This is a genomic window from Croceivirga sp. ABH4_376 (assembly GCF_056160685.1).
On sequence record NZ_JBSWXQ010000001.1, the window covers coordinates 100,783 to 122,339 of the forward strand.

The window sequence follows — 21,557 nt, forward strand, 5'->3', positions numbered from 1 at the left end:
GGGCTTTGAAAAGTATCTTTAATTGTTACTTTTAATTGCAAGAATCTGTGTAATATTCTGCAATCTTAATGGTATCTTCATCTGTTTTACTGAAATCTCCACCATGCAACTTTGATAATAAGTCTGGACATGCACTAAAGAATTCATCTGAGGCTCTTTCTGCTTTTTTATTGCCAGGCTTATAGAAGTAGTAGTCCTTGCTATTGGTTAAATCTTTATACGCAACAATTTTATCCGAGCTATAAAGTTTTTGCATAAAAATGGTATTATTTAACATTCCCAAACTTACTGCATCATAATCTGCAAGACTTCTTTTTGGATTTACCGGTTCAAATATTTTATCCCCAATAACTATTTCTTTAACTTCTTTACATTTATATGGTTTTTGTCTAAACTTTCCTTTTTCATTTTTATAAAGCAAGACCGCTTTTTTAGCGGGAGCATCTCCATCAAGACTTACAATATTTCCTTGAGAACCGGATACTCCTGTAGAAAAGGTTAAAGAAATTTTACCTTCTACCTTTTCACCGTCTTTAGTAATTATATATCCTACTTCTTTTACTATGTTATTACTCTTAAGCTCCTCTTTTTCAGCAATAGCAGCTAATACCGGGTCTACAGTATAACCGTCTGAATAAATTCTGCTACCATCTGTATTAAAATTAGCTTGGTATTGTTTTAAATCATTATCTATTCTTTTACGAGCAGAAGAAGTTACCCACTTATTCACCTTTAGCTGTTCTGCTTTTTCCATGTATTCTACAGACTTAGCGTATTCACCTTTTATTCTGTAAAGGTTTGCCAGATTTGCATAAATACCCCAAGCCATTTTAGTAGTTTTTTTACTACTCATGTCAATAGTACCTTGTTTAGATTCCCAAAATTGAATAAAAGGATTAAGAGCTTCTTCATTAGTCTCTAAATCTTCTATCGTTGCTATAGATTTAAGGGTTTCTTCTAATTGCTCTAGATTACCTTTTGTTTCTTCTTCTAGAGCAGGATTATCCTTATCTTTAAAATAGCTAAACATTACATCATAGCGATTAACTCTATAATCATAAATTCTATATAGATAAGGAACGTATACCTTTGTCAACCAGTCTTCCCCAAGTAGCTTTACAAGATATTCTCGCACTAAATATGGAGTGGCCATAGCGCTGCTATCTCCATCAAAAACTAAATACTTACTAGAGTCATCCAAAGAAAATTCAAATTTTACAGGTATAGCCTTTTTTTCAGAATCTAAATCTGGGGTCACTTTAAAAGCAAAATAATGTGTATTCTCTCCATTTGCCAATAATATGGTAGGTATTTTAGTACCATCCTTAGGATATACATCAATATAATATTTACCCTCAGATTTATTTCTGGTTATATCTAAATTTAAATCTTCTGGCTGTACCCCATCAACTACAAAAAATAAATCTGGCTCTGCGTTATCATCCATAAGTGGAGAAAAGGATTGCATTTGCAAGGCCTCCTTTAATTCTTTGCTATTAAAGGGTAGTACACTACCCTCCTTACCAGAGAATTCTGCAGAATAAGTAACATAAGATTTAGAAGGTACCAATTCCGGATATTGTTTTAATGGAACGGGAACTGACATAGTTTTAGCCTTTTGAGCATGTAAACTAGATACGCTTGCTAGCAAAAAAAGTGCAAGTGCTTTTTTCATGAGAATAGTAATTTAATATGATTAAAAATGGTTTACGGCACTAGTGTTATAGTCTAATTTTGTCAATACTATGTGTAAACAAAGAATATTAATTAAGATTTCATTAACAGTTTTTAAACTTAACTCTTTTCCATAAGATAAACAAAAAAGTTGTTGTGTAGTTTACTTATTATGTTGTTAAGTAAACTGACTTAGTGGCTACTTTTCTATTTAAATCCCTTTGGATAGCTTTATTTTAGCTATTTTTGCTCTTACTTATATTAAATCTAAATAAGCTTTGTTAACGACGGTTGATACACTTAAAAAAGGGCAGAAAGGTATTATAAAGGAGTTTACCACCAATTTGCTCCCTATAAAACTATTAGAACTTGGTTGCTTACCAGGTAACGTAATAGAACTTGTGCAAACCGCCCCTCTACTAGACCCAATATACATTAACGTTAACGGCTCACACATTGCTATAAGAAAAGCTCTTGCCAAACAAATAGAGTTAGAGCTAATAGAAGAGTCCCTGTAAAATGAGTAAAAACATAAACGTAGCCTTAATTGGTAACCCAAATACTGGAAAAACCTCTGTTTTTAATCAACTAACAGGTCTAAAACAAAAAGTTGGCAACTATCCTGGTATAACGGTAGAAAAGAAAGAGGGTATTTGTAAACTTCCAAGAGGCGTAAAGGCCCATATATTAGACTTGCCCGGGACCTACAGCCTAAACACTACTTCTTTAGACGAAAGTGTAGTGGTAGAATTATTGCTGAACAAGAACGATAAGGATTATCCAGATGTTGCGGTAGTTATTAGCGATGTTGAAAATTTAAAAAGAAATCTTTTGCTGTTTACGCAAATAAAAGATTTAAAGATACCTGCTATTCTGGTCATTAACATGGCCGATCGCATGGATCGTAAGGGAATTAGTTTGGATGTTGAACTTATGGAACAACGCCTAGACACCAAAATAGCCTTAGTTAGTACCCGTAAAGGAATTGGCATAGACCGTTTAAAAGAATTAATTACCAACTATAAACAACTTTCTAACAAACCCAACATAGATACAGCAGTAATTGCTCCAGAATATTTTAAGAATTTAAAAGAAGTATTTCCAAAAGAGGACTTATATAAATTGTGGCTGGTTATTACGCAAGATGTAAATTTTATGCCCATAGAGCGTAATGCCGCAGTCTCCGTAAGTGAGTTCAAGGCAAAATCAAAAACAGAACTAAAACGCCTACAACACAAAGAAACGGTATTACGCTACCAATTCATAAATGGAATACTCAAAGAAACATATAAAAAAGATTTTAGAACAGCTAAAGGGTTTCGTGGTAGTCTGGATAAAATACTGACGCATAAGTTTTTTGGTTATTTCATTTTCTTCACAATTCTTTTAACCATTTTCCAAGCTATTTTTGACTGGAGCGGTTATCCAATGGATTTTATAGATGCGCAATTCGCGGCATTGGCAGATTGGACCAAGAATACCTTGCCTTCAGGTATTTTAACGGACCTATTGGCAGAAGGTATCATTGCTGGTATTGGAGGCGTGGTCATCTTTATACCTCAAATTGCCTTTTTATTTCTGTTTATTTCCCTTTTAGAAGAATCTGGCTATATGAGTAGGGTAGTGTTTTTAATGGACAAATTAATGCGTCCGTTTGGGCTTAGCGGTAAGAGTGTTGTGCCCTTAATGTCTGGTACGGCTTGCGCTATACCTGCCGTAATGGCCACCAGAACAATAGAAAACTGGAAAGAACGCCTCATTACTATATTAGTAGTTCCTTTTACCACTTGTTCCGCACGTTTGCCCGTCTACTTAATTTTAATTGCCTTAGTTATTCCGGAGGGTAGATTTATAGGACTAAGTTATCAAGCACTTACTTTAATGGGGCTGTATTTACTGGGTTTTATTATGAGTCTATTGTCTGCTATGATTTTAAATAAAATCTTGAAAATAAAAAGCAGGTCATTATTTATGATAGAAATGCCTGCCTACCGTTTACCCTTATTCAAGAATGTTTTTTATACGGTAGTAGAAAAAACCAAAAGTTTTGTTCTAGGTGCCGGAAAAATAATTTTAGCCATCTCTATTGTTCTATGGTTCTTGGGCAGCTATGGCTGGTCTAATGAATTTAAAAATGCGGAAACAATAGTAAAAGAAAGAATTGATAATGAAGGATTTAACGCCTACAGTAAAAATTATTTACAAAATAACCTTGAAGCTTTTAAATATCAATTAAAAGATAGTGCGCTTTCTAAAAACGATAATATTGATTTAACCAATATTAGAAAGGCTTTGCAAGAAAGGGACCTAGAATTACATGACCGATTGGTGGAACAGGAAATTGCTAGTTACAAACTGGAGAATTCTTTTATTGGGCAAGCAGGAAAAGCTATTGAGCCTATAGTAAAACCATTGGGTTATGATTGGAAAATAGGCATTGCCGTAATTACCTCTTTTGCCGCAAGAGAAGTTTTTGTAGGTACTTTGGCCACCATTTATAGTGTGGGTAGTGACGAAGAAGAAACTATTAAAAATAGAATGGCCGCCGAGGTAAACGCTAAAGGCAAACCCCTGTTTAATTTAGCAACAGGGGTTTCTCTAATGTTGTTCTATGCTTTTGCCATGCAATGCATGAGTACACTGGCCATTGTTAAACGTGAAACCAACTCTTGGAAATGGCCACTTTACCAATTGTTATTTATGAGTGCTATTGCCTACGTAACGGCCTTTACGGCATACCAAATTTTAAAGTGATGATACAAACTATAGTAGCCGTACTTATCTTAATATTGGCCATAGCCTATTTGGTAAATAAATTTTTATATCCCCTACCCTTTTTTGACACCAAAAAAGACGCTAAAAACTGTGGCAATGGTGATTGTGGATGTTCGTAATTTATTATAGTTCTATCACTATCTTGGTATGTTTGCCTTGGTGCAAAAAAGCACATTCTTTAAAGTTAGGTGGACCAAATGTTTTCATCTTACCAACGGAAAACGCCACTTTTTCCTTAGGTATACCCAACCAATTCATATCTAAGCGGTCGTTGCCATTTTCGTCATGGAAAATAGCCAAGGCGTATTCCCCTTCTGGCATATTTTCCAAACTTACTTTGGTAACCCCTTTTACAGCGGGCATCTTATTGTACTTATAAACATGGGTTTCTTTTAAAAAACCTTCTTCTTGCTTATATACCGCAACACTAATATTACCCTTGTCCGACGGCACTTTATGTACTTCTACCTCTACTTCTTGGCCATAGCCCTGTATTATGGCAAAAAATACACCAGCAAAAAGTAAAAACTTAAACTTTGTCATAGTAGCATTGCTATTTCTTGGTTATATACGCTAACAATAGTTATTCCAAAGTATTGTTCATCCCTTCTAATTTTTCTTTAATAAGCCCATACCACCGTTTGGTTTCCAAACTATCTGCGGTATTCCAATAAAGTACCAATGAATCTAGATAGACCATTTTTATCTTAGAATGATTTAGGTCATCTACAAAAACATAAGTTTTGGTTCCATAAATAGAATCTTTAAAAACACCTTTTTCTTTTGCCAACCATGAGAATCCAGATTGGCGTTCCATCTTTGGAAATTTTTCAACCAAATTTAGGCTGTCTATGGTACTTAAAAGAACCTCTTTACTGTAAACACCACTGAAAATTTTGAATTTATCCGCTTTTATGGAGACATAGTTTTGATAATGCAAGGCAAAAGCAGCAATACTTACCAACACTGCCAACACTACTACTACGTTCCAAATCCAATTACTTTTTCGCATTTTCCTTTGGGTTTTCAAACTTATTAAACCAAGCTAAGGTATGCGCAATTTTTGAAATTAAATTACTTGGCCTATTGGCAATCCCGTGGCTTGCTCCTGGTATTTCTACCAGAACGGTTTCAATTTTGCGCAATTTTAACGCATGATATAATTGTTTTGCTTCGGAAGGAGGCGTACGCAAATCATTCATGCCCACCATTACCATGGTAGGGGTTTCTATGTTACCAACTAAGGACAATGGGGAAAACTTCCAGTAGTTTTCAAAATTTTCCCACGGCTGGCCGGGATACCTAGAATTTGCATACCCAAAATAATTATCGGCCACCAATGTTTTACTAATCCAGTTCATAACTGGTTTAGCTACTACAGCCGCCTTAAACCTATTGTTTTTCCCTATCATCCATGCAGACATAATGCCGCCTGCAGAACCACCCGTAACATACAATTTATCTTCCTTTGCTACACCCATTTGTATAAGATAGTCTACCCCATCCATTACGTCTTGGTAATCATCTCCCGGGTAATTGTTCATTAATAAATTACCAAATTCTTCCCCATAACTAGTACTGCCCCTAGGGTTTGGGTAAAAAACAATAAAACCATTGGCCGCATACAATTGCATCTCAATAGAAAAACGGTCTCCATAATTTAAAATAGGGCCGCCATGATTCTCTACCAAAAATGGATATTCTTTGGTTGCGTCATAATTTGGTGGATACACCACCCATCCTTGTATATCCCTATTATCTACGGTAGATTTATACCAAACCTCTTCTACCTTACCCAAGGTTTTAAAATCTAATAAAGCTTTATTTAATTGCGTTAAAGTCTTTAGGCTTCCCTTTTTGCCCAGGAAAGCTATTTCTGCCGGAAATTCTGGAGTTGTATAGGTATAAACTATATCTCCTTTTTTAGAAACCGAAAAAGTACCACTGCCATAGGGTCTACCCAGCGTAGTACCGCCTCTATTATCGGCAAGTTTGGTAACCTTACCGGTTAAGGAAACAAAACCTATTTTTCCGTTTCCTTTGTCATCATAATTAAAATACAAACCTTTCCCGTCTGCAGACCAAACAATACTTGATATATTTCTATCCAAATTATACCCCAACGTTCGCTTATTACCTCCATCTGCATCCATCAGTTTAATCTGTCTAATTTGATAGGCTTCGTACTTGTCTTTATAACTTAAATACGCAATGGCACTGCCATCTGGAGAAACTACTGGGCTACTGTCTGGGCCATCTTGTTGCGTTAATTCAGTTATAATTCCGGTTTTAACCTCAACTGAATAAATCTCACTATTTCTAAAGCGATACTCCCAATCGGCCATCCGGTTGGCAGAAAAATAGATTTTAGAACCGTCTTTACTCCAAGACAAACTACCCCTATGGTGCCAGTTACCAGAGGTTATTTGCCTTACCGCGCCACCAGTTGCCGGCATAACAAACAAATGATTAAAACCAGGCGCTATATAACCCCTGCCATCTGCCTCATGATACACCCTATCTGTTATTCTAGGCGCACTAGACCAGTTGGCACCCTTTGGTTTTGCGGGCATTTTAGCCAAAACAGGAGCCTTCTCCGGAACGTTCATAGAAAAGGCCAATTGGGTACCGTCTGGAGACCAAGTTATACTACTTGGACTGTAGGGTAATTGAGATATTTTAGCTGTTTTACCGGTTTTTACCCAATAGACAAAAATCTCAGAACCTTCATCTGTGGCACTGCTATAAACTATTCTATCTCCATTTGGCGACCAACTAGCCGCATACTCCGAAGATTCATTGACCGTTAGTTTTTGATGCTCGCTACCATCAGATTTTAAAAGCCACAAGTTTCCAAAAGAGCGGTCTTTCATTATGTCAAAACCCATTTTCCTATAAACAATCCAATCACCATTGGGCGAAATTTCAGGATTTGTTGCGTACTGTAATTGAAAAATGTCTAAGTAATCAAATTTCGATTTTTGAGCTGAGCCGTAAATGCCCCATAAAAAACAAAACGAAATAAAAAGAAGTTTCTTCATTGTTGGTCTGTTAGTTGGTTTTAAAGGTAAACGAAACTGTTGATATACTCAAAACACAGGTTATACAGCACTTTCAACCTCCCACCAAAACCAAAATTTAATACTTTATAAACTCAATCTAAAAACTTATCGTAAACCCGTATCTTGTAGCTATCATAATCATCACTTAAAAAATGAACTACACCAAACTAAAAGCGGCTTTTCTTTTGATGCCGTTACAACTACTGTTTTTAAATCAAGCTTTTTCCCAAGAAACCAAATTGATGCACCAACCTGCTATAAGCGATACGCAAATAGCCTTTATCTATGCCCAAGACTTGTGGGTGGCAGATAAGGATGGTAGCAATCCTAGAAGATTAACCGTTGATGAAGGCATAGAATCCAATCCGATTTTTTCTCCGGACGGGAGTTTCATTGCTTTTAACGCCGAGTACGATGGCAACCATGACGTCTATATTGTATCTGCCACAGGCGGCGTACCCAAAAGACTAACCTACCACCCGTACCGAGATTTAGTAAGAGACTTTACGCCTGATGGAAAACACGTATTATTCGCTTCTAGACGAAATACGCATACCAACCGCTATTTTAAATTGTATACCGTACCCATAGAAGGTGGAACAACAACGGAGTTAGATGTACCCAATGCTTTTTGGGCAGCCTACTCTAAAGACGGGCAACAGTTGGCCTACAACCCCTATTTTGATGCTTTTCACCAATGGAAACACTACAGAGGCGGCCGTATCTCTAAAATATGGGTGTATGATATTAACACACACAAAATTGTAGAGATACCAAAACCCAATGGTGGAAGTAATGATGTACAACCGCAATGGAATGGTGACAACGTGTATTTTAGAAGCGACCGCGATGGCGAGTTTAATTTATTTAGTTATGATACCAAAAGCAAACAAATTACCAAGCTAACAGATTTTAAAGACTTTCCGGTTATAGACCCTAAAATGCACAAGGAATCTATTATTTACGAGCATGCAGGTACATTGCATATTTATGATACCAAATCAGGTGAAGACACCAAACTAAACATCACTATAACTACGGATTTATTGGAACTCAGAGAGCGTTATGTTTCAGGACAAGATTATGTACGCTCTGGTGGCATCTCGCCTTCTGGGGCTAGGGTGGTACTAGATTTTAGAGGTGAGGTGGTAACCCTGCCCGCCGAAAAAGGGGACACTAAATACCTAACCCAAACTCCTGGCGTGCATGAAAAATTTCCGGCCTGGTCACCAGACGGTAAATCTATTGCCTATTTATCTGATGCCTCGGGTGAGTATGCATTGCATGTGCAAACTGTAGCTACGGGTAGCATTAAAAAAATTAAGCTAGAGGGAACAGGGTTTTATGGCAACTTACATTGGTCTCCAAACAGTAAAATGATAAGCTATGTAGATAATGGCCTTAACCTATATGTTACCAACATCGCCACGACTAAAACTACTAAAATTGACCAAGACGAATTGTTTATACCTGGTGACTTAAGAGAGCTTTTTAGTGATTGGTCTTATGACTCTAATTGGATAGCCTACACCAAGATTATAGAAACCAATTTTGAAAAAGCCTTCTTATACTCCTTATCGGCGAACAAATCTTACGAGCTAACCGATGGGTTATCTAACGTTACCGAACCTAAGTTTGACCCTAGTGGCAAATACATGTACGTTCTAGCTTCTACAGATGCAGGTCCTGTAGTGAATTGGTTTGACCAATCTAACCAAGACAAAGTAATTACCAATACCGTATACTTGTTAACCCTACAAAAAGATGTTGTTTCGCCTTTAAAAAAGCAAAACGATGTTGAATTAGGTGAAAACAAAGCAGCGGAAGCAAAAAAACCAGAAACCTTGATAATAGATTGGGATGGCTTGCAAAACCGAATGCTAGCGTTACCCATTGAAACCGGTGCTTATAGCAACCTAGCTTTGGCTAATGAGGGCGAATTGTTTTATGTTTCTACTGACCTATACAATGGGGAACGCCAACTTTTTAAATTTTCTTTTGATGAACGTAAGGCCGAAGCACAATTTCCTGTAAACTATTTTGAGGTAGCTAGTGGAGGCAAAAAAATGTTTTATAGCAGAGGTGGTTCTTGGTTTGTGTCCGATTTGGGTAAAAAATCTGAAAATGGTCCTTTACCATTAGGCAACATTACGGTAAAAATTAATCCGAAAGAAGAATGGAACAACATCTTTAACGAAGCTTGGCGGGTTAATAGAGATTATTTTTATGACCCGGGAATGCACGGGGCAGATTGGAACGCCATGAAAGCTAAATACGAGCCCTTTTTGGCACACCTATCTTGTAAAGATGACCTATACCGTGTAATGCGATGGATGTTTAGCGAGTTGGCCGTAGGCCACCACAGATTCGATTGGGAAGGAGATGCCCTTAATGAAATTGAAAATATATCTGGCGGGCTGTTAGGTGCGGATTACCAAGTAAACAACAATCGCTACCAAATAACCAAAATTTACGGCGGCCTTAACTGGACTCCAGACTTAAAATCACCTCTTACGGAACCTGGTGTACAAGTAACCCAAGGGGATTATATCATTGCCGTAAATGGTAAAAATGTCTCGGGGACAGCTAATTTATACTCCTTTTTTGAGAATACCGCCAATACTTTGGTCGACTTAAAAGTAAGTGCTTCTGCAGATGGCAGCAATGCTAGAACCTACCAGGTAACACCACTGGCTACAGAGTGGGCCATACGTAATCGTGATTGGGTAGAAGGCAATATGAAAAAAGTGCACAAAGCTACAGAAGGTAAAGTAGCCTACGTTTACGTACCCAATACCGCAGGTGCCGGATTTGAATATTTTAAAAGATACTTTTACCCACAGGCGAATAAAGAGGCCATAATCATTGACGAGCGTTACAATGGCGGCGGACAGTTAGCAGATTATTATATTGATATTTTAAAAAGACCTGTACAAGCACATTGGAATTTTAGGTACGGCAAAGATTTAAAATCGCCAAGCGCCTCTATTCAAGGTCCAAAAGTGATGTTGATAGATGAAATGGCAGGTTCTGGAGGCGATTATTTACCATGGATGTTTCGCAAATTTGAATTGGGCACTTTAGTAGGCAAACGTACTTGGGGTGGTCTTGTAGGTGTATTGGGTTATCCAGAATTTATAGATGGTGGGGTGGTTACCGCGCCTAATGTAGCCTTTTATTCTGATAAAGGCTTTAGAGTAGAGAACGAAGGGGTTGCTCCAGATGTGGACGTGGAACAATTACCAGAATTAGTGGTAAAAGGTCATGACCCACAACTGGAAAAAGCCATAGAAATAGTCCTTAAAGAACTTAAAAAAAAACCCACCAAAAAGACGATAACACCAGCATACCCAATTAGAGTAAAACAGTAAACGTAAAATTGACTTATCAGCTAATGGATTTTCAAAACAAAAAGATTTTGATAACAGGAGGCTCAAGAGGCATTGGCAAGGCAACCGCTTTGGCTTTTGCCCAGAAGGGCGCCCAAGTAGGCATTAATTTTAAATCAAATAAAGATCAGGCCCAAAAAACACTAGATGGTTTACCTGGTGAGGGACATTGTTTGTTTCAAAAAGATATTTCTGAAAAAGAAAACTGTCAGCAATTACTAGATGAATTTATTACCAAATATGGCCAACTAGACGTTTTGGTGAACAATGCTGGGATTTCTATTTTTCACGAAGTTGATAAGGTAAATTTAGACGAATGGTCTTCTGCATGGGAAAACACCTTTAAAACCAATTTATTTGCTGCTGCCAACCTCACTTTTTGTGCGGCACAAGCCATGATGAAAACCGGTGGTGGCCGCATAGTAAACGTATCTTCTAGAGGCGCTTTTAGGGGAGAACCTACCAAACCAGCTTATGGTGCCAGCAAGGCAGCTTTAAACGCCATGAGTCAGTCCTTGGCCAAAAAATTAGCCCCACATAAAATTTATTTAGGGGTGGTTGCACCAGGATTTACAGAGACCGAAATGGCCGCGGTAACCCTTACACCAACAGAACGTGAAAATCTATTGCGCGAATCGCCCTTTAAACGCATGGCACAACCTGAAGAGGTTGCCCATGCTATCTTGTTCTTGGCTTCAGAAGGAGCAGCGTATACCTCTGGTACCATAATAGATGTAAATGGCGCCAGTTATCTCCGTAACTAGTTACAATTGGATTCATTCGTTAAAATTTTATTAATACGGTGTAATTCAACGCTAAAGTGGGGCTTTAAAATTGCAGTCCTACATAATTGCTTGTAAATTATTGGCTTAATTCTCATAATAACCGACTCAAGAAAATGAAAAAAATTACACTACTCCTATTTCTGGGCTGTACTTTGTTACTCTCTGCCCAAGAAAAGGAAGATGCCTTGTCTTCCAAAAATTTAAAAGGTCTAAAATTTAGAAATATTGGTCCTGCATTCACATCAGGGCGTTTGGCCGATATTGCCATAGACCCAACTAATGAAAGTATTATTTATGCTGCCGTTGGTTCTGGCGGCGTTTGGAAAACAACCAATGCAGGCACCACTTGGGAGCCTATTTTTGACAATGAAGCAAGCTATTCAATTGGCTGTATTACCATAGACCCAAACAATCCGCATACTATTTGGGTTGGTACAGGTGAAAATGTTGGTGGCCGCCATGTAGGTTTTGGCGATGGTATTTACCGTAGTACTGATGCTGGTAAAACTTGGAAAAACATGGGACTTTCCAAAACAGAACACCTATCAAAAATTATAGTTCACCCAGAAGATTCTAACACCATTTGGGTGGCAGCCCAAGGCCCACTTTGGAGTAAAGGTGGCGAACGTGGTCTTTACAAATCTACAGATGGTGGCACTAGTTGGAAAAAAACGTTAGGAAACGAAGAATGGACCGGCGTTACTGATATAGTGATAGACCCTAGAAATCCAGATGTCTTATACGCTGCCACTTGGGACAGACACCGAACCGTTGCTGCCTATATGGGTGGTGGGCCTGGTTCTGGATTGCACAAAAGTACGGACGGTGGTGAAACATGGGCAGCACTGACCAACGGTATACCTAAATCGAACCTAGGTAAAATTGGATTGGCAATTTCTCCATTCAATCCAGATATTATTTATGCAGCAATTGAGTTAGACCGTACCAAAGGTGGTTTATTTATTTCTAGGGATAGAGGAAGCTCTTGGAGCAAACAGTCCGATATGGTTTCTGGAGGAACAGGCCCTCATTATTATCAAGAACTTTACACCCACCCACACCATGAAGGTAGAATTTACCTGATGAACAATTATGTTTTGGTATCTGATGACCATGGTAAAACCTACCGTAGAATGAATAGGGATAAAACCCATAGCGACGTTCATGCAATGGCTTTTAAAAAAAATGACCCCAATTATATTTTAATGGGTTCTGATGGTGGCCTTTACGAAACGTATGACGAAACCGAAACATGGCGTTATTTTGACAATCTGCCAATAACCCAATATTATAAGTTAGCTGTAGATGATTCTGAACCCTTTTATAATATCTATGCCGGAACTCAGGATAATGGCTCCCACAAAGGACCTTCTAGAACCATGCGCGAAGCTGGTATTTTAAATCGCGATTGGAAAAAAGTTTTAGGGGCAGATGGGCATCAATCCGCAATTGAGCCGGGAAATCCAGATATCACCTACGGTGAATTTCAACAAGGAACATTATTTAGAATAGACCATAAAACTGGTGAAAGTGTGTACATTCAACCACAAGCAGGAGAAGGTGAACCCTACGAGCGTTTTAATTGGGATGCGCCTATTCTAGTTAGTCCTCACGACCCTAAACGCATTTACGTGGCCTCATACAGAGTGTGGCGCTCAGATAATAGAGGGGACGATTGGACAGCCATATCTGGCGACCTAACCAAAGGTTTGGAGCGTATTAAACAACCTATTATGGGCGGCTTGCAAAGCTGGGACAATCCTTGGGATTTAAAGGCAATGTCTACCTTCAGCACAATTACCTCGTTAGCAGAATCACCTTTACAAGAAGGTTTATTGTATGCTGGTACAGACGATGGTATTATTCAGGTTTCTGAGGATGGTGGTGCCAATTGGCGAAAATTCAATTATCAAAACCTTAAAGGACTGCCTGCAAATGCGTTTGTTAATGATATTAGAGCAGATTTACACGATGCCAATACCGTTTATGCCGCTTTAGACAATCATAAAAATGGCGACTTTAAACCCTACTTAATCAAAAGTACAGATGCCGGTAAAACGTGGAAATCTATTACCGGAAACCTACCCAATAAATTATTGGTATGGCGTATGGTACAAGACCATGTAGATAAAAACCTATTGTTCTTGGCTACGGAATTTGGTATTTATTTTACCAATGACGGCGGTAACAATTGGATTAAACTAGAGGGTGGTATACCTACCATTTCATTTAGGGATATTGCTATTCAACGTAGAGAAAATGATCTAGTAGGTGCTTCTTTTGGTCGTGGATTCTTTGTCTTAGATGATTATAGTGCGCTAAGAAATTTAAATACTGCCGACTTAGCTAACAACGAAGCCGTACTATTTGATACTAGAAAAGCGTATTGGTACAATCAAATTGATGATGTAAGCAGCCAAGGAGCTAATCAGTATGTCGCGGAAAACCCTAAATACGGTGCCACGTTTACGTATTTTATTAGAGACGAATACAAAACGTTAGCAGGCCTACGTAAGGATAAGGAGAAAGAGTTAAGTAAAAACAAACAAAACATCCCTTTTCCTGGTTGGGATGCCTTAGATGCGGAAGCTACGGAAGAAGGCATAATGCTTTTATTTACTATAAAAGACAACTCAGGCAATGTGGTAAAGACCTTAACCACAAAACCCAAGAAAGGATTTAACCGAATAACTTGGGATTTATCTACCAACAACAAATCAATAGTTCCTCTTGAGAAGCCTAGAAGAGAATTTGGAGGCACCGAAGTATTACCGGGAACATACACGGTTAGTCTTTCTAAAATGGATAATGGTAACCTAGTAGAATTAGCAGGCCCAAAAAGCTTTGAAGTTGTACCGCTATTAGAGCCTGCATTAAAAGGTATTTCTAACACGGAAAGAATTGCATTCAAAGAGCGTTATGATGCTTTTACGTTGGAATTAAATAAAACTAATTTACAGTTAGATAAGGCGCAGCAAAGATTAGACGCCATGCAACGCGCATTCTTGTTGGCAGACAGCCAACCTACCAACTTAGCAAATTCTTTATACAGCCTAAAGAAAGAATTAAACAATCTAGAAATTCAATTGAATGGAAGCAAGAGTAAGGATGAAGTGGGTGCTAACCAAGCCCCGACTCCCAACGACGTACGATATTTGGGCAGAAGAGCCCTTAGTACAACTTACGGACCAACGGGCAATCACAGCAAAGCAATTGATAGGGCTTCTAAACAGTTAAATGCCATAGCCCCACTAGTGAATACCGCTGTTGCAAAAATTCCAGCTTTGGAAAAGCAGTTACATGCAATTGGAGCACCTATTATAGAAGAATAGAAAGACTAAATCTATATTTAAATAATCCCCTTCTTCAAAAAGAAGGGGATTTCTTTTAGTTATTTTTAGCCTATGAAAGCAGCTACCCTTGCACAACTAAAAAAAGAACTTCAACATTTAGACCGTGAAGAACTACTGCAATTTTGTTTGCGTTTGGGCCGGTTTAAATTGGAAAACAAAGAATTACTTACGTACCTTCTATTTTTTGAAAACGATGAAGACGGCTACATTGAAACAGTAAAACAACAGCTAGACAATCAGTTTGCAGAGATAAACACTACCAGCTACTTCTATATAAAAAAGAGTGTTCGAAAAATAGTAAAAGGGTTGAAAAAGAACATTAGGTATTCTGGCAAAAAGGAAACCGAAGCTGAGCTGTTAATATACTTTTGCAAAAAGCTTTTAACCATAAAACCTTCCATTAAACGCAATAAGGTACTCACTAACACCTATGAGCGTCAACTTGCATTGGCCCAAAAGAAAATAAGTAGCCTACACGAAGATTTGCAATATGATTTTCAAATAATGATTAATGAGTTATCCACAACCAACTAAAATTAAGACTAGTTATAAATTAGTAGGAAATAAAATTAATGTCCCTTTAAATTGTAATTTTAAGGTATGTCAAGGTGTTTTTATTTAGTGCTTTCATCTCTGATTTTACTTCAGAGTCTCAACATACATTTAAATGACTTGTTGGAAATTGATGCGCTAATTGAGCACTATGGATATCATAATAAAACCTATGGAGATACATTTTTAGAATTTGTTTCCAAACATTATGGCGAGTTAAAGACAGAACATAACCAAAAACATCAAGAGGAGCAATCTGACCATGAAAAACTACCTTTTCAACATACGGGCCATGCTTCTTCTATGTTAGACTTTATTGTTTCTACCGGATTTCCATACAATTCTTTAACGGAACCCTTAATTACAAAAAAGGCTAATTTTTATTATCAGATATCTTATTCTTTTGATTTAACCTACGGCTTATTGCAGCCACCCAAGCATTCATAGAATCAACTTCCTTTATTTTTTTTGACTATGACCTTTACTCGTAGTCTTCACTATTATCTATTTCTATGAATCATGCTTTCGTATATCATCAACTTTAGTTTCAAGAATAAGGTTATTGTTATCTTATTCACCCTATTTATTATAGGATTTGGGTTGTATTCGTTATCCAAAATATCCGTTGGAGCAGTGCCCGATGTTACCAATAATCAAGTTCAGGTAATTACTACGTCTAGAAACCTATCAACCCAAGATATTGAACAATTTATAACCTACCCCGTTGAATTGGAAATGGCCAATCTACCGGGCGTTAAGGAAATTCGCTCCATATCTAAGTTTGGTTTATCTGTAGTTACCATTGTTTTTGAAGATGAAATGGGCACTTATTTGCCCAGACAACTCATCGCTGAGAAAATACAATCGGCCAAAGAACGCATTCCTAGCGAGTTTGGCAGTCCACAAATGGGTCCTATTAGTACAGGTCTTGGAGAAATTTACCAATATATTCTAGATGTAAAACCAGAATTTAAAAATCGATATTCACCAACCGAATTACGTACCATACAAGATTGGATTGTTAAACGACAATTATCCGGAATACCTGGAGTAGTAGAAGTAAATACGTGGGGAGGTTATTTAAAACAATATGAGGTGGCTATTTCTACTCAAAAACTAAATGCCTTAAATATTAGCGCCAGCAAAATATTCGCTGCGCTCCAAAACAACAACAGTGTTGCAGGCGGCGGTTATATTGAGAAGGTAAATCAGGCTTATTTTATTCGTGGAGAAGGTTTGGTCACCAATCTAAACGATATAAAAAACATTGTAGTTGAAAATAGAAATGGCAAGCCTATTTTAATTAAAGATGTGGCCCAAGTTGGTTTTGGTAGAGCTCCCCGTTTTGGAGCTATTACAGGTAATGGCGAAGGCGAAAAAGTACTGGGCCAAGTAATGATGCTCAAGGATGCTAACTCTAAAAATGTAATTGAGGCGGTAAAAAAACGCGTAGCCTCTATATCAAAATCGTTACCAGAAGGAGTCTACATAAACGCTTTTTTAGACCGAAGCGACTTAATTGGAAGAACCACATTTACAATAACCGAAAACCTAATTTTAGGCTGTTTAATTGTCATTTTTGTAGTGGTGTTATTACTTGGCAATTGGCGGTCTGGTTTGGTAGTTGCCTCGGTAATTCCACTATGTTTATTAGTTGCAATCTCTTTAATGTATTTATTTGGTGTAGATGCTAATTTAATGAGTTTGGGTGCAATTGATTTTGGCATTATCATAGATGGGGCTGTTATCATTGTGGAATTTATAGCCTTTCAATTTACTAAAAATCAAAAGCTGCTAAACACAGGTGATAAAGCTGAAATTCAAGCTAAAAAAGATGAAATCACCTTTGATGGAGCTTCTAAAATGATGAATTCTGCTGTTTTTGGCCAACTGATTATTCTATTGGTTTTCATCCCCATTCTATCCTTAAGCGGTGTTGAAGGTAAAATGTTCAAACCTATGGCACTGACTTTTAGCTTTGCTTTAATTGGTGCAATGGTATTGTGTTTTACTTATGTACCAGTATTAGCTTCTTTAGTTATTAAACCATCAACAAAACAAAATGGAATTTCTCAAAAAGTAATGCATTGGCTCAGCCAAAGATTTGAACCTATATTGGAGTGGGGTTTGCAAAAGAAAAAATTGGTTTTGGTTATAGCTGCTGGCCTACTTGTGGGTACTATTCTTTTGTTTAGCAGCATGGGTTCAGAATTTGTGCCCACTTTAGACGAGGGCGATTTTGTAATACAACCCGTATTAAAGACTGGTACTTCTTTAGAAAAAACAGTAGCTACTACAACTAAAATAGAACAAATTTTATTGGATTCTTTTCCAGAGGTAAAACAAGTGGTTAGTAGAATTGGTGCGGCAGAAGTACCTACAGACCCCATGTCCATGGAAGAAAGCGATGTCATAATTGTACTAAAGCCAAAATCAGAATGGACATCTGCAAAAACCAAAGACGAACTTGCCGATAAGTTTAAAGAGACCTTGAGTATTCTACCGGGCATGGAAGTAGAATTTACCCAACCCATAGAAATGCGATTTAACGAATTAATTACTGGAGTAAGAGCAGATATTGCCATTAAAATTTTTGGAGAAGATTTAACCGTTCTTAATTCCAAAGCCAATGAAATAAAAACACTAATTGAAAAAGTAGAAGGTGCAGCGGATATTACCGTAGAAAAGGTAGAAGGCTTACCTCAAATGAATGTAACTTATAACAGAGCTAAAATAGCGCAACATGGAATGGACATTGCTTCGTTAAACCAAATGGTTTCCATGGGTTTTGCTGGTAAAACAGTAGGCAATGTTTTCGAAGGAGAAAAACAATTCGATTTGGTGGTACGCCTGGATGATGACCACCGTAAAGATATTACCAACCTACAAAATTTGTATGTAGACACGCCTACGGGAAACAAAATTCCACTTAGTGAATTAGCTGCAATTACCTATCAAAAAGGAGCAGCTAAAATCTCTAGAGACGATACCCGCAGACGTATTGTTGTGGGGATTAATGTTCGTAATAGGGACTTACAATCAGTTGTTGATGATGTGGAACAATTAATAAATACCAATGTTAAACTACCCGTGGGTTATACCATCTCTTATGGCGGACAATTTGAAAATTTGCAAAGTGCAAGACAACGCCTACTTGTAGCAGTTCCCATAGCATTAGCACTCATTTTTATAATGCTATACTTTGCTTTTAAATCAGTCAAAGAAGCCTTACTCATTTTTGCAACAATTCCATTATCAGCAATTGGTGGTGTATTGTTGCTATGGTTAAGAGGAATGCCATTCAGTATTTCTGCAGGAGTTGGGTTTATTGCCTTATTTGGTATCGCCGTTTTAAACGGAATAGTACTCATCGAGCATTTTAAAGATTTAAAAAAACAAAAATTCGATACCATGGAAGCCTTAATACAACAAGGAACAAAAGACCGTTTACGAGCCGTTTTACTCACAGCTTCTGCTGCGGCTTTAGGATTTTTACCTATGGCAATTTCCACGGGAGCAGGTGCCGAAGTACAACGCCCTTTAGCTACCGTAGTCATTGGAGGTTTGGTTTCTGCAACCTTATTAACCCTTGTAGTGTTACCGGTACTTTATGCCTATTTCAATTCGTTTAAAAACACTACTAGATTACAAGTATCAAAAAAACTTATTGTTGGTTTATGCTTAGTGTTGCCCTTTACAGGTTCTGCACAAGAAATATTAGGCTTAGAAGATTTAAAAGCAATGACTATTGAAAACAACCTAACTTTAAAAGCGTCAGCCTTACAAGTGGAACAGGCAAAATCAGATAGGGGCTTAGCCTTTGATTTTGAAAAAACTGAGGTGTATTATCAATACGATGAGAATAATATTGCTAGAAACGATTTACCTATAAATGTTTTTGGGGCACAGCAAACCTTTAGTTTTCCTACGGTTTATGCCGCTAAGAACAAGACGCAAAAACTAAACGAAAATCTTCAAGAATCGGTTTATCAAATCACTCAAAAACAGATATTAAAACAGTTAGAACAGGCTTATTACAATTACCAAACCCAGCAGCAAAAATTAGCGTTATACCAAAAGTTAGACAGTATTTATGCCCAATTTGCCTATTCTGCCAGAAGACGTTTTGAACTTGGGGAAACCAATTACTTGGAGAACGTAACGGCAAAAGCCAAACAAAAAGAAATCACGCTACAAAAGGATAAAGCTAGCCAAGAAGTCAAAAATCAATTGCTCCAGTTACAACTTTTAGTTCAAAGCAAAGACTCGTTAGTTATTAAAAAGGAAAACCCTAGTAGATTAGATTTCAATAGCAATGACCTAAACGTTGGTTTAGAAAAGCAATATTTAGAAAATAGACATCAACTGAGCATAGCTCAAAAACGTCTTCAAAATCAAGGTTTTTTACCCGATTTAAGCTTGGAATATTTTCAAGGCACTAATAACGAATTAGACAATACGCTATATGGGGTTCAGTTTGGTATAAAGCTACCCTTGTTATTCTTTGGTCAAAAAAGCAAAGTTAAAGCCGCTAAGTTACAAGCTGATATTATTGCCACAGAAAACATTTTATTAAGCAAAACATTGGAGAAAGAAAAGAAAGAAAAGCAAAACCTTCTTCGCCAATACAATGCAGAACTCACCTATTATGAGAACGAAGGTAAAGTTTTGTCAGCACAGCTTTTAAAAGTAGCACAGGCTGGTTTTAAAAATGGCGAAATAGATTTTTTCCAGTACATCCAAACCTTGGAAAACGCGTATACCATAGAACTCAACTATCTGGAAGCATTAAACCAATACAATCAAACCCTTATTTCTATTAACTATTTATCTTTTAGTAATTAAGTCATGAAAACATATTTACAATATTTACTAGTAGCCCTATTCTTAGTGAATTGCGGCACTAAAAATGAAAACGAAACCAACACAAATGCCATTTCTGGCATTAGTTTGACCAAAGAGCAAATAGCCACGAATAACTTTGAACTAGGTACTTTATCTGAACAAAATTTTGAGGTTACCGTACAAACCACAGGTATGATAGATGTACCACCACAAAATAAGGCCGTTATTACTGCGCCATTAGGTGGTTTCATTAAAAACACACATTTAATCATAGGCGATAAAGTAACCAAAGGGCAGCCCATGGTTACTATTGAAAATCAAGAATTTATACAATTACAAAAAGAGTATTTAACGGTTTACAATAATCTTGACTTTTTACAATCTGAATACGAACGTAACAAAACCTTATTGGAGGAAAATATAACTTCTGAAAAGAATTTTCTACAAGCCAAAAGCAATTACGAAATGGCTAAAGCCAGCTACCTTACTTTACAAAAGCAACTGCAAATGGTAAATATCTCGCCTAAAACAGTTGAATCTGGTGCAATTAGTTCACAAAGCACCTTATTTGCTCCTATATCTGGTAGCGTAACTCAGGTTAATGTAAATAAAGGAAGCTACGTTTCACCAAGTTCAGAGATAATTCAAATTGTAGCTAATGACCATATACATTTAGAGCTAATTGTATTTGAAAAAGATGCGCTAAAAATAAAGAAGGGCCAACACATTGATTTTACCATACCAGAAACTGGTAATACACATTACAATGCTGAAGTTTATCTAGTAGGAACCACAGTAGATGAAGCCAACAGAACTATAAAGGTCCACGGTCACCCGAAAACCGAAAATGAGCTGCTAACAGGAATGTTTGTTGAGGCTTCTATACAAATAGATTCTAAGAAAGCATTAGCGCTACCAGAGAATGCTGTAGTTGAAAAAGATGGCGAATTTAGTGTTTTGGTGTTATTAGAGCATAAGAATGGTAGCTACATCTTTGAAGAAAAAATGGTAACCATTGGTTCACGACGTAATAGTTATGTTGAAATTCTGAATGCTCAATACTTTGAAGATGACACTCAATTTTTAAGTAATGGTGCTTTTGAGTTAATACAGGAATAGAAA

The 21,557-nt window shown here is 37.3% G+C and carries 14 protein-coding genes; 10 read left to right on the forward strand and 4 right to left on the reverse strand.

Annotated elements, in window-relative coordinates; translation table 11 throughout:
• Nucleotides 1-31 precede the first annotated feature (31 nt).
• Entirely contained in the window at nucleotides 32-1,675 is a 1,644-nt protein-coding gene (locus ACXAGS_RS00430; protein WP_474903611.1) for a hypothetical protein, read from the reverse strand.
• 277 nt (nucleotides 1,676-1,952) lie between these two features.
• Between ACXAGS_RS00430 and ACXAGS_RS00435 the strand changes: the two genes are divergently transcribed.
• Genes ACXAGS_RS00435 through ACXAGS_RS00445 form a run of 3 tightly spaced genes read left to right on the forward strand, consistent with a single transcriptional unit; the run spans nucleotide 1,953 to nucleotide 4,568 of the window.
• Nucleotides 1,953-2,192 carry a FeoA family protein gene (locus ACXAGS_RS00435; protein WP_474903612.1) on the forward strand — a complete coding sequence of 80 codons (240 nt, stop codon included), beginning with the start codon at nucleotides 1,953-1,955 and terminating at the stop codon, nucleotides 2,190-2,192.
• 1 nt (nucleotide 2,193) lies between these two features.
• A complete protein-coding gene (gene feoB, locus ACXAGS_RS00440) occupies nucleotides 2,194-4,428 on the forward strand; it encodes a ferrous iron transport protein B (RefSeq protein ID WP_474903613.1) in 2,235 nt (744 codons plus the stop codon).
• A complete protein-coding gene (locus ACXAGS_RS00445) occupies nucleotides 4,428-4,568 on the forward strand; it encodes a FeoB-associated Cys-rich membrane protein (RefSeq protein WP_474903614.1) in 141 nt (46 codons plus the stop codon). The genes feoB and ACXAGS_RS00445 overlap by 1 nt, the downstream gene beginning before the upstream one ends.
• A gap of 4 nt (nucleotides 4,569-4,572) precedes the next feature.
• Here the strand turns inward: ACXAGS_RS00445 and ACXAGS_RS00450 are convergent, their stop codons facing one another.
• Genes ACXAGS_RS00450 through ACXAGS_RS00460 form a run of 3 tightly spaced genes read right to left on the reverse strand, consistent with a single transcriptional unit; the run spans nucleotide 4,573 to nucleotide 7,490 of the window.
• Complete coding sequence (locus ACXAGS_RS00450) at nucleotides 4,573-4,992, reverse strand: DUF2141 domain-containing protein (protein WP_474903616.1); 420 nt, start codon at nucleotides 4,990-4,992, stop codon at nucleotides 4,573-4,575.
• A gap of 40 nt (nucleotides 4,993-5,032) precedes the next feature.
• Nucleotides 5,033-5,461 (reverse strand): hypothetical protein, encoded by a 429-nt coding sequence (locus ACXAGS_RS00455; protein ID WP_474903618.1) that lies wholly within the window; start codon nucleotides 5,459-5,461, stop codon nucleotides 5,033-5,035.
• Entirely contained in the window at nucleotides 5,448-7,490 is a 2,043-nt protein-coding gene (locus ACXAGS_RS00460; protein WP_474903619.1) for a S9 family peptidase, read from the reverse strand. The genes ACXAGS_RS00455 and ACXAGS_RS00460 overlap by 14 nt, the downstream gene beginning before the upstream one ends.
• Nucleotides 7,491-7,663: 173 nt before the next feature.
• On the opposite strand from ACXAGS_RS00460, the gene ACXAGS_RS00465 reads away from it, so the two are divergent.
• The 7 genes from ACXAGS_RS00465 to ACXAGS_RS00495 all read left to right on the forward strand — a co-directional run bounded on the left by ACXAGS_RS00465 (nucleotide 7,664) and on the right by ACXAGS_RS00495 (nucleotide 21,554).
• A complete protein-coding gene (locus ACXAGS_RS00465) occupies nucleotides 7,664-10,882 on the forward strand; it encodes a S41 family peptidase (RefSeq protein ID WP_474903621.1) in 3,219 nt (1,072 codons plus the stop codon).
• Nucleotides 10,883-10,905: 23 nt separating this feature from the next.
• Nucleotides 10,906-11,664, forward strand: a complete 759-nt coding sequence (locus tag ACXAGS_RS00470) for an SDR family NAD(P)-dependent oxidoreductase (RefSeq protein ID WP_474903622.1) — start codon at nucleotides 10,906-10,908, stop codon at nucleotides 11,662-11,664.
• Between the two features lie 134 nt (nucleotides 11,665-11,798).
• Nucleotides 11,799-15,017, forward strand: coding sequence for a WD40/YVTN/BNR-like repeat-containing protein (locus tag ACXAGS_RS00475; protein WP_474903624.1), 3,219 nt, complete (start codon nucleotides 11,799-11,801; stop codon nucleotides 15,015-15,017).
• 72 nt (nucleotides 15,018-15,089) lie between these two features.
• Nucleotides 15,090-15,572, forward strand: a complete 483-nt coding sequence (locus ACXAGS_RS00480; protein WP_474903625.1) for a hypothetical protein — start codon at nucleotides 15,090-15,092, stop codon at nucleotides 15,570-15,572.
• Between the two features lie 66 nt (nucleotides 15,573-15,638).
• Nucleotides 15,639-16,037, forward strand: a complete 399-nt coding sequence (locus tag ACXAGS_RS00485; protein ID WP_474903627.1) for a hypothetical protein — start codon at nucleotides 15,639-15,641, stop codon at nucleotides 16,035-16,037.
• A gap of 72 nt (nucleotides 16,038-16,109) precedes the next feature.
• Complete coding sequence (locus ACXAGS_RS00490) at nucleotides 16,110-20,435, forward strand: CusA/CzcA family heavy metal efflux RND transporter (protein WP_474903629.1); 4,326 nt, start codon at nucleotides 16,110-16,112, stop codon at nucleotides 20,433-20,435.
• A 3-nt stretch (nucleotides 20,436-20,438) separates the two neighbouring features.
• A complete protein-coding gene (locus ACXAGS_RS00495; protein ID WP_474903631.1) occupies nucleotides 20,439-21,554 on the forward strand; it encodes an efflux RND transporter periplasmic adaptor subunit in 1,116 nt (371 codons plus the stop codon).
• Nucleotides 21,555-21,557: the final 3 nt, after the last annotated feature.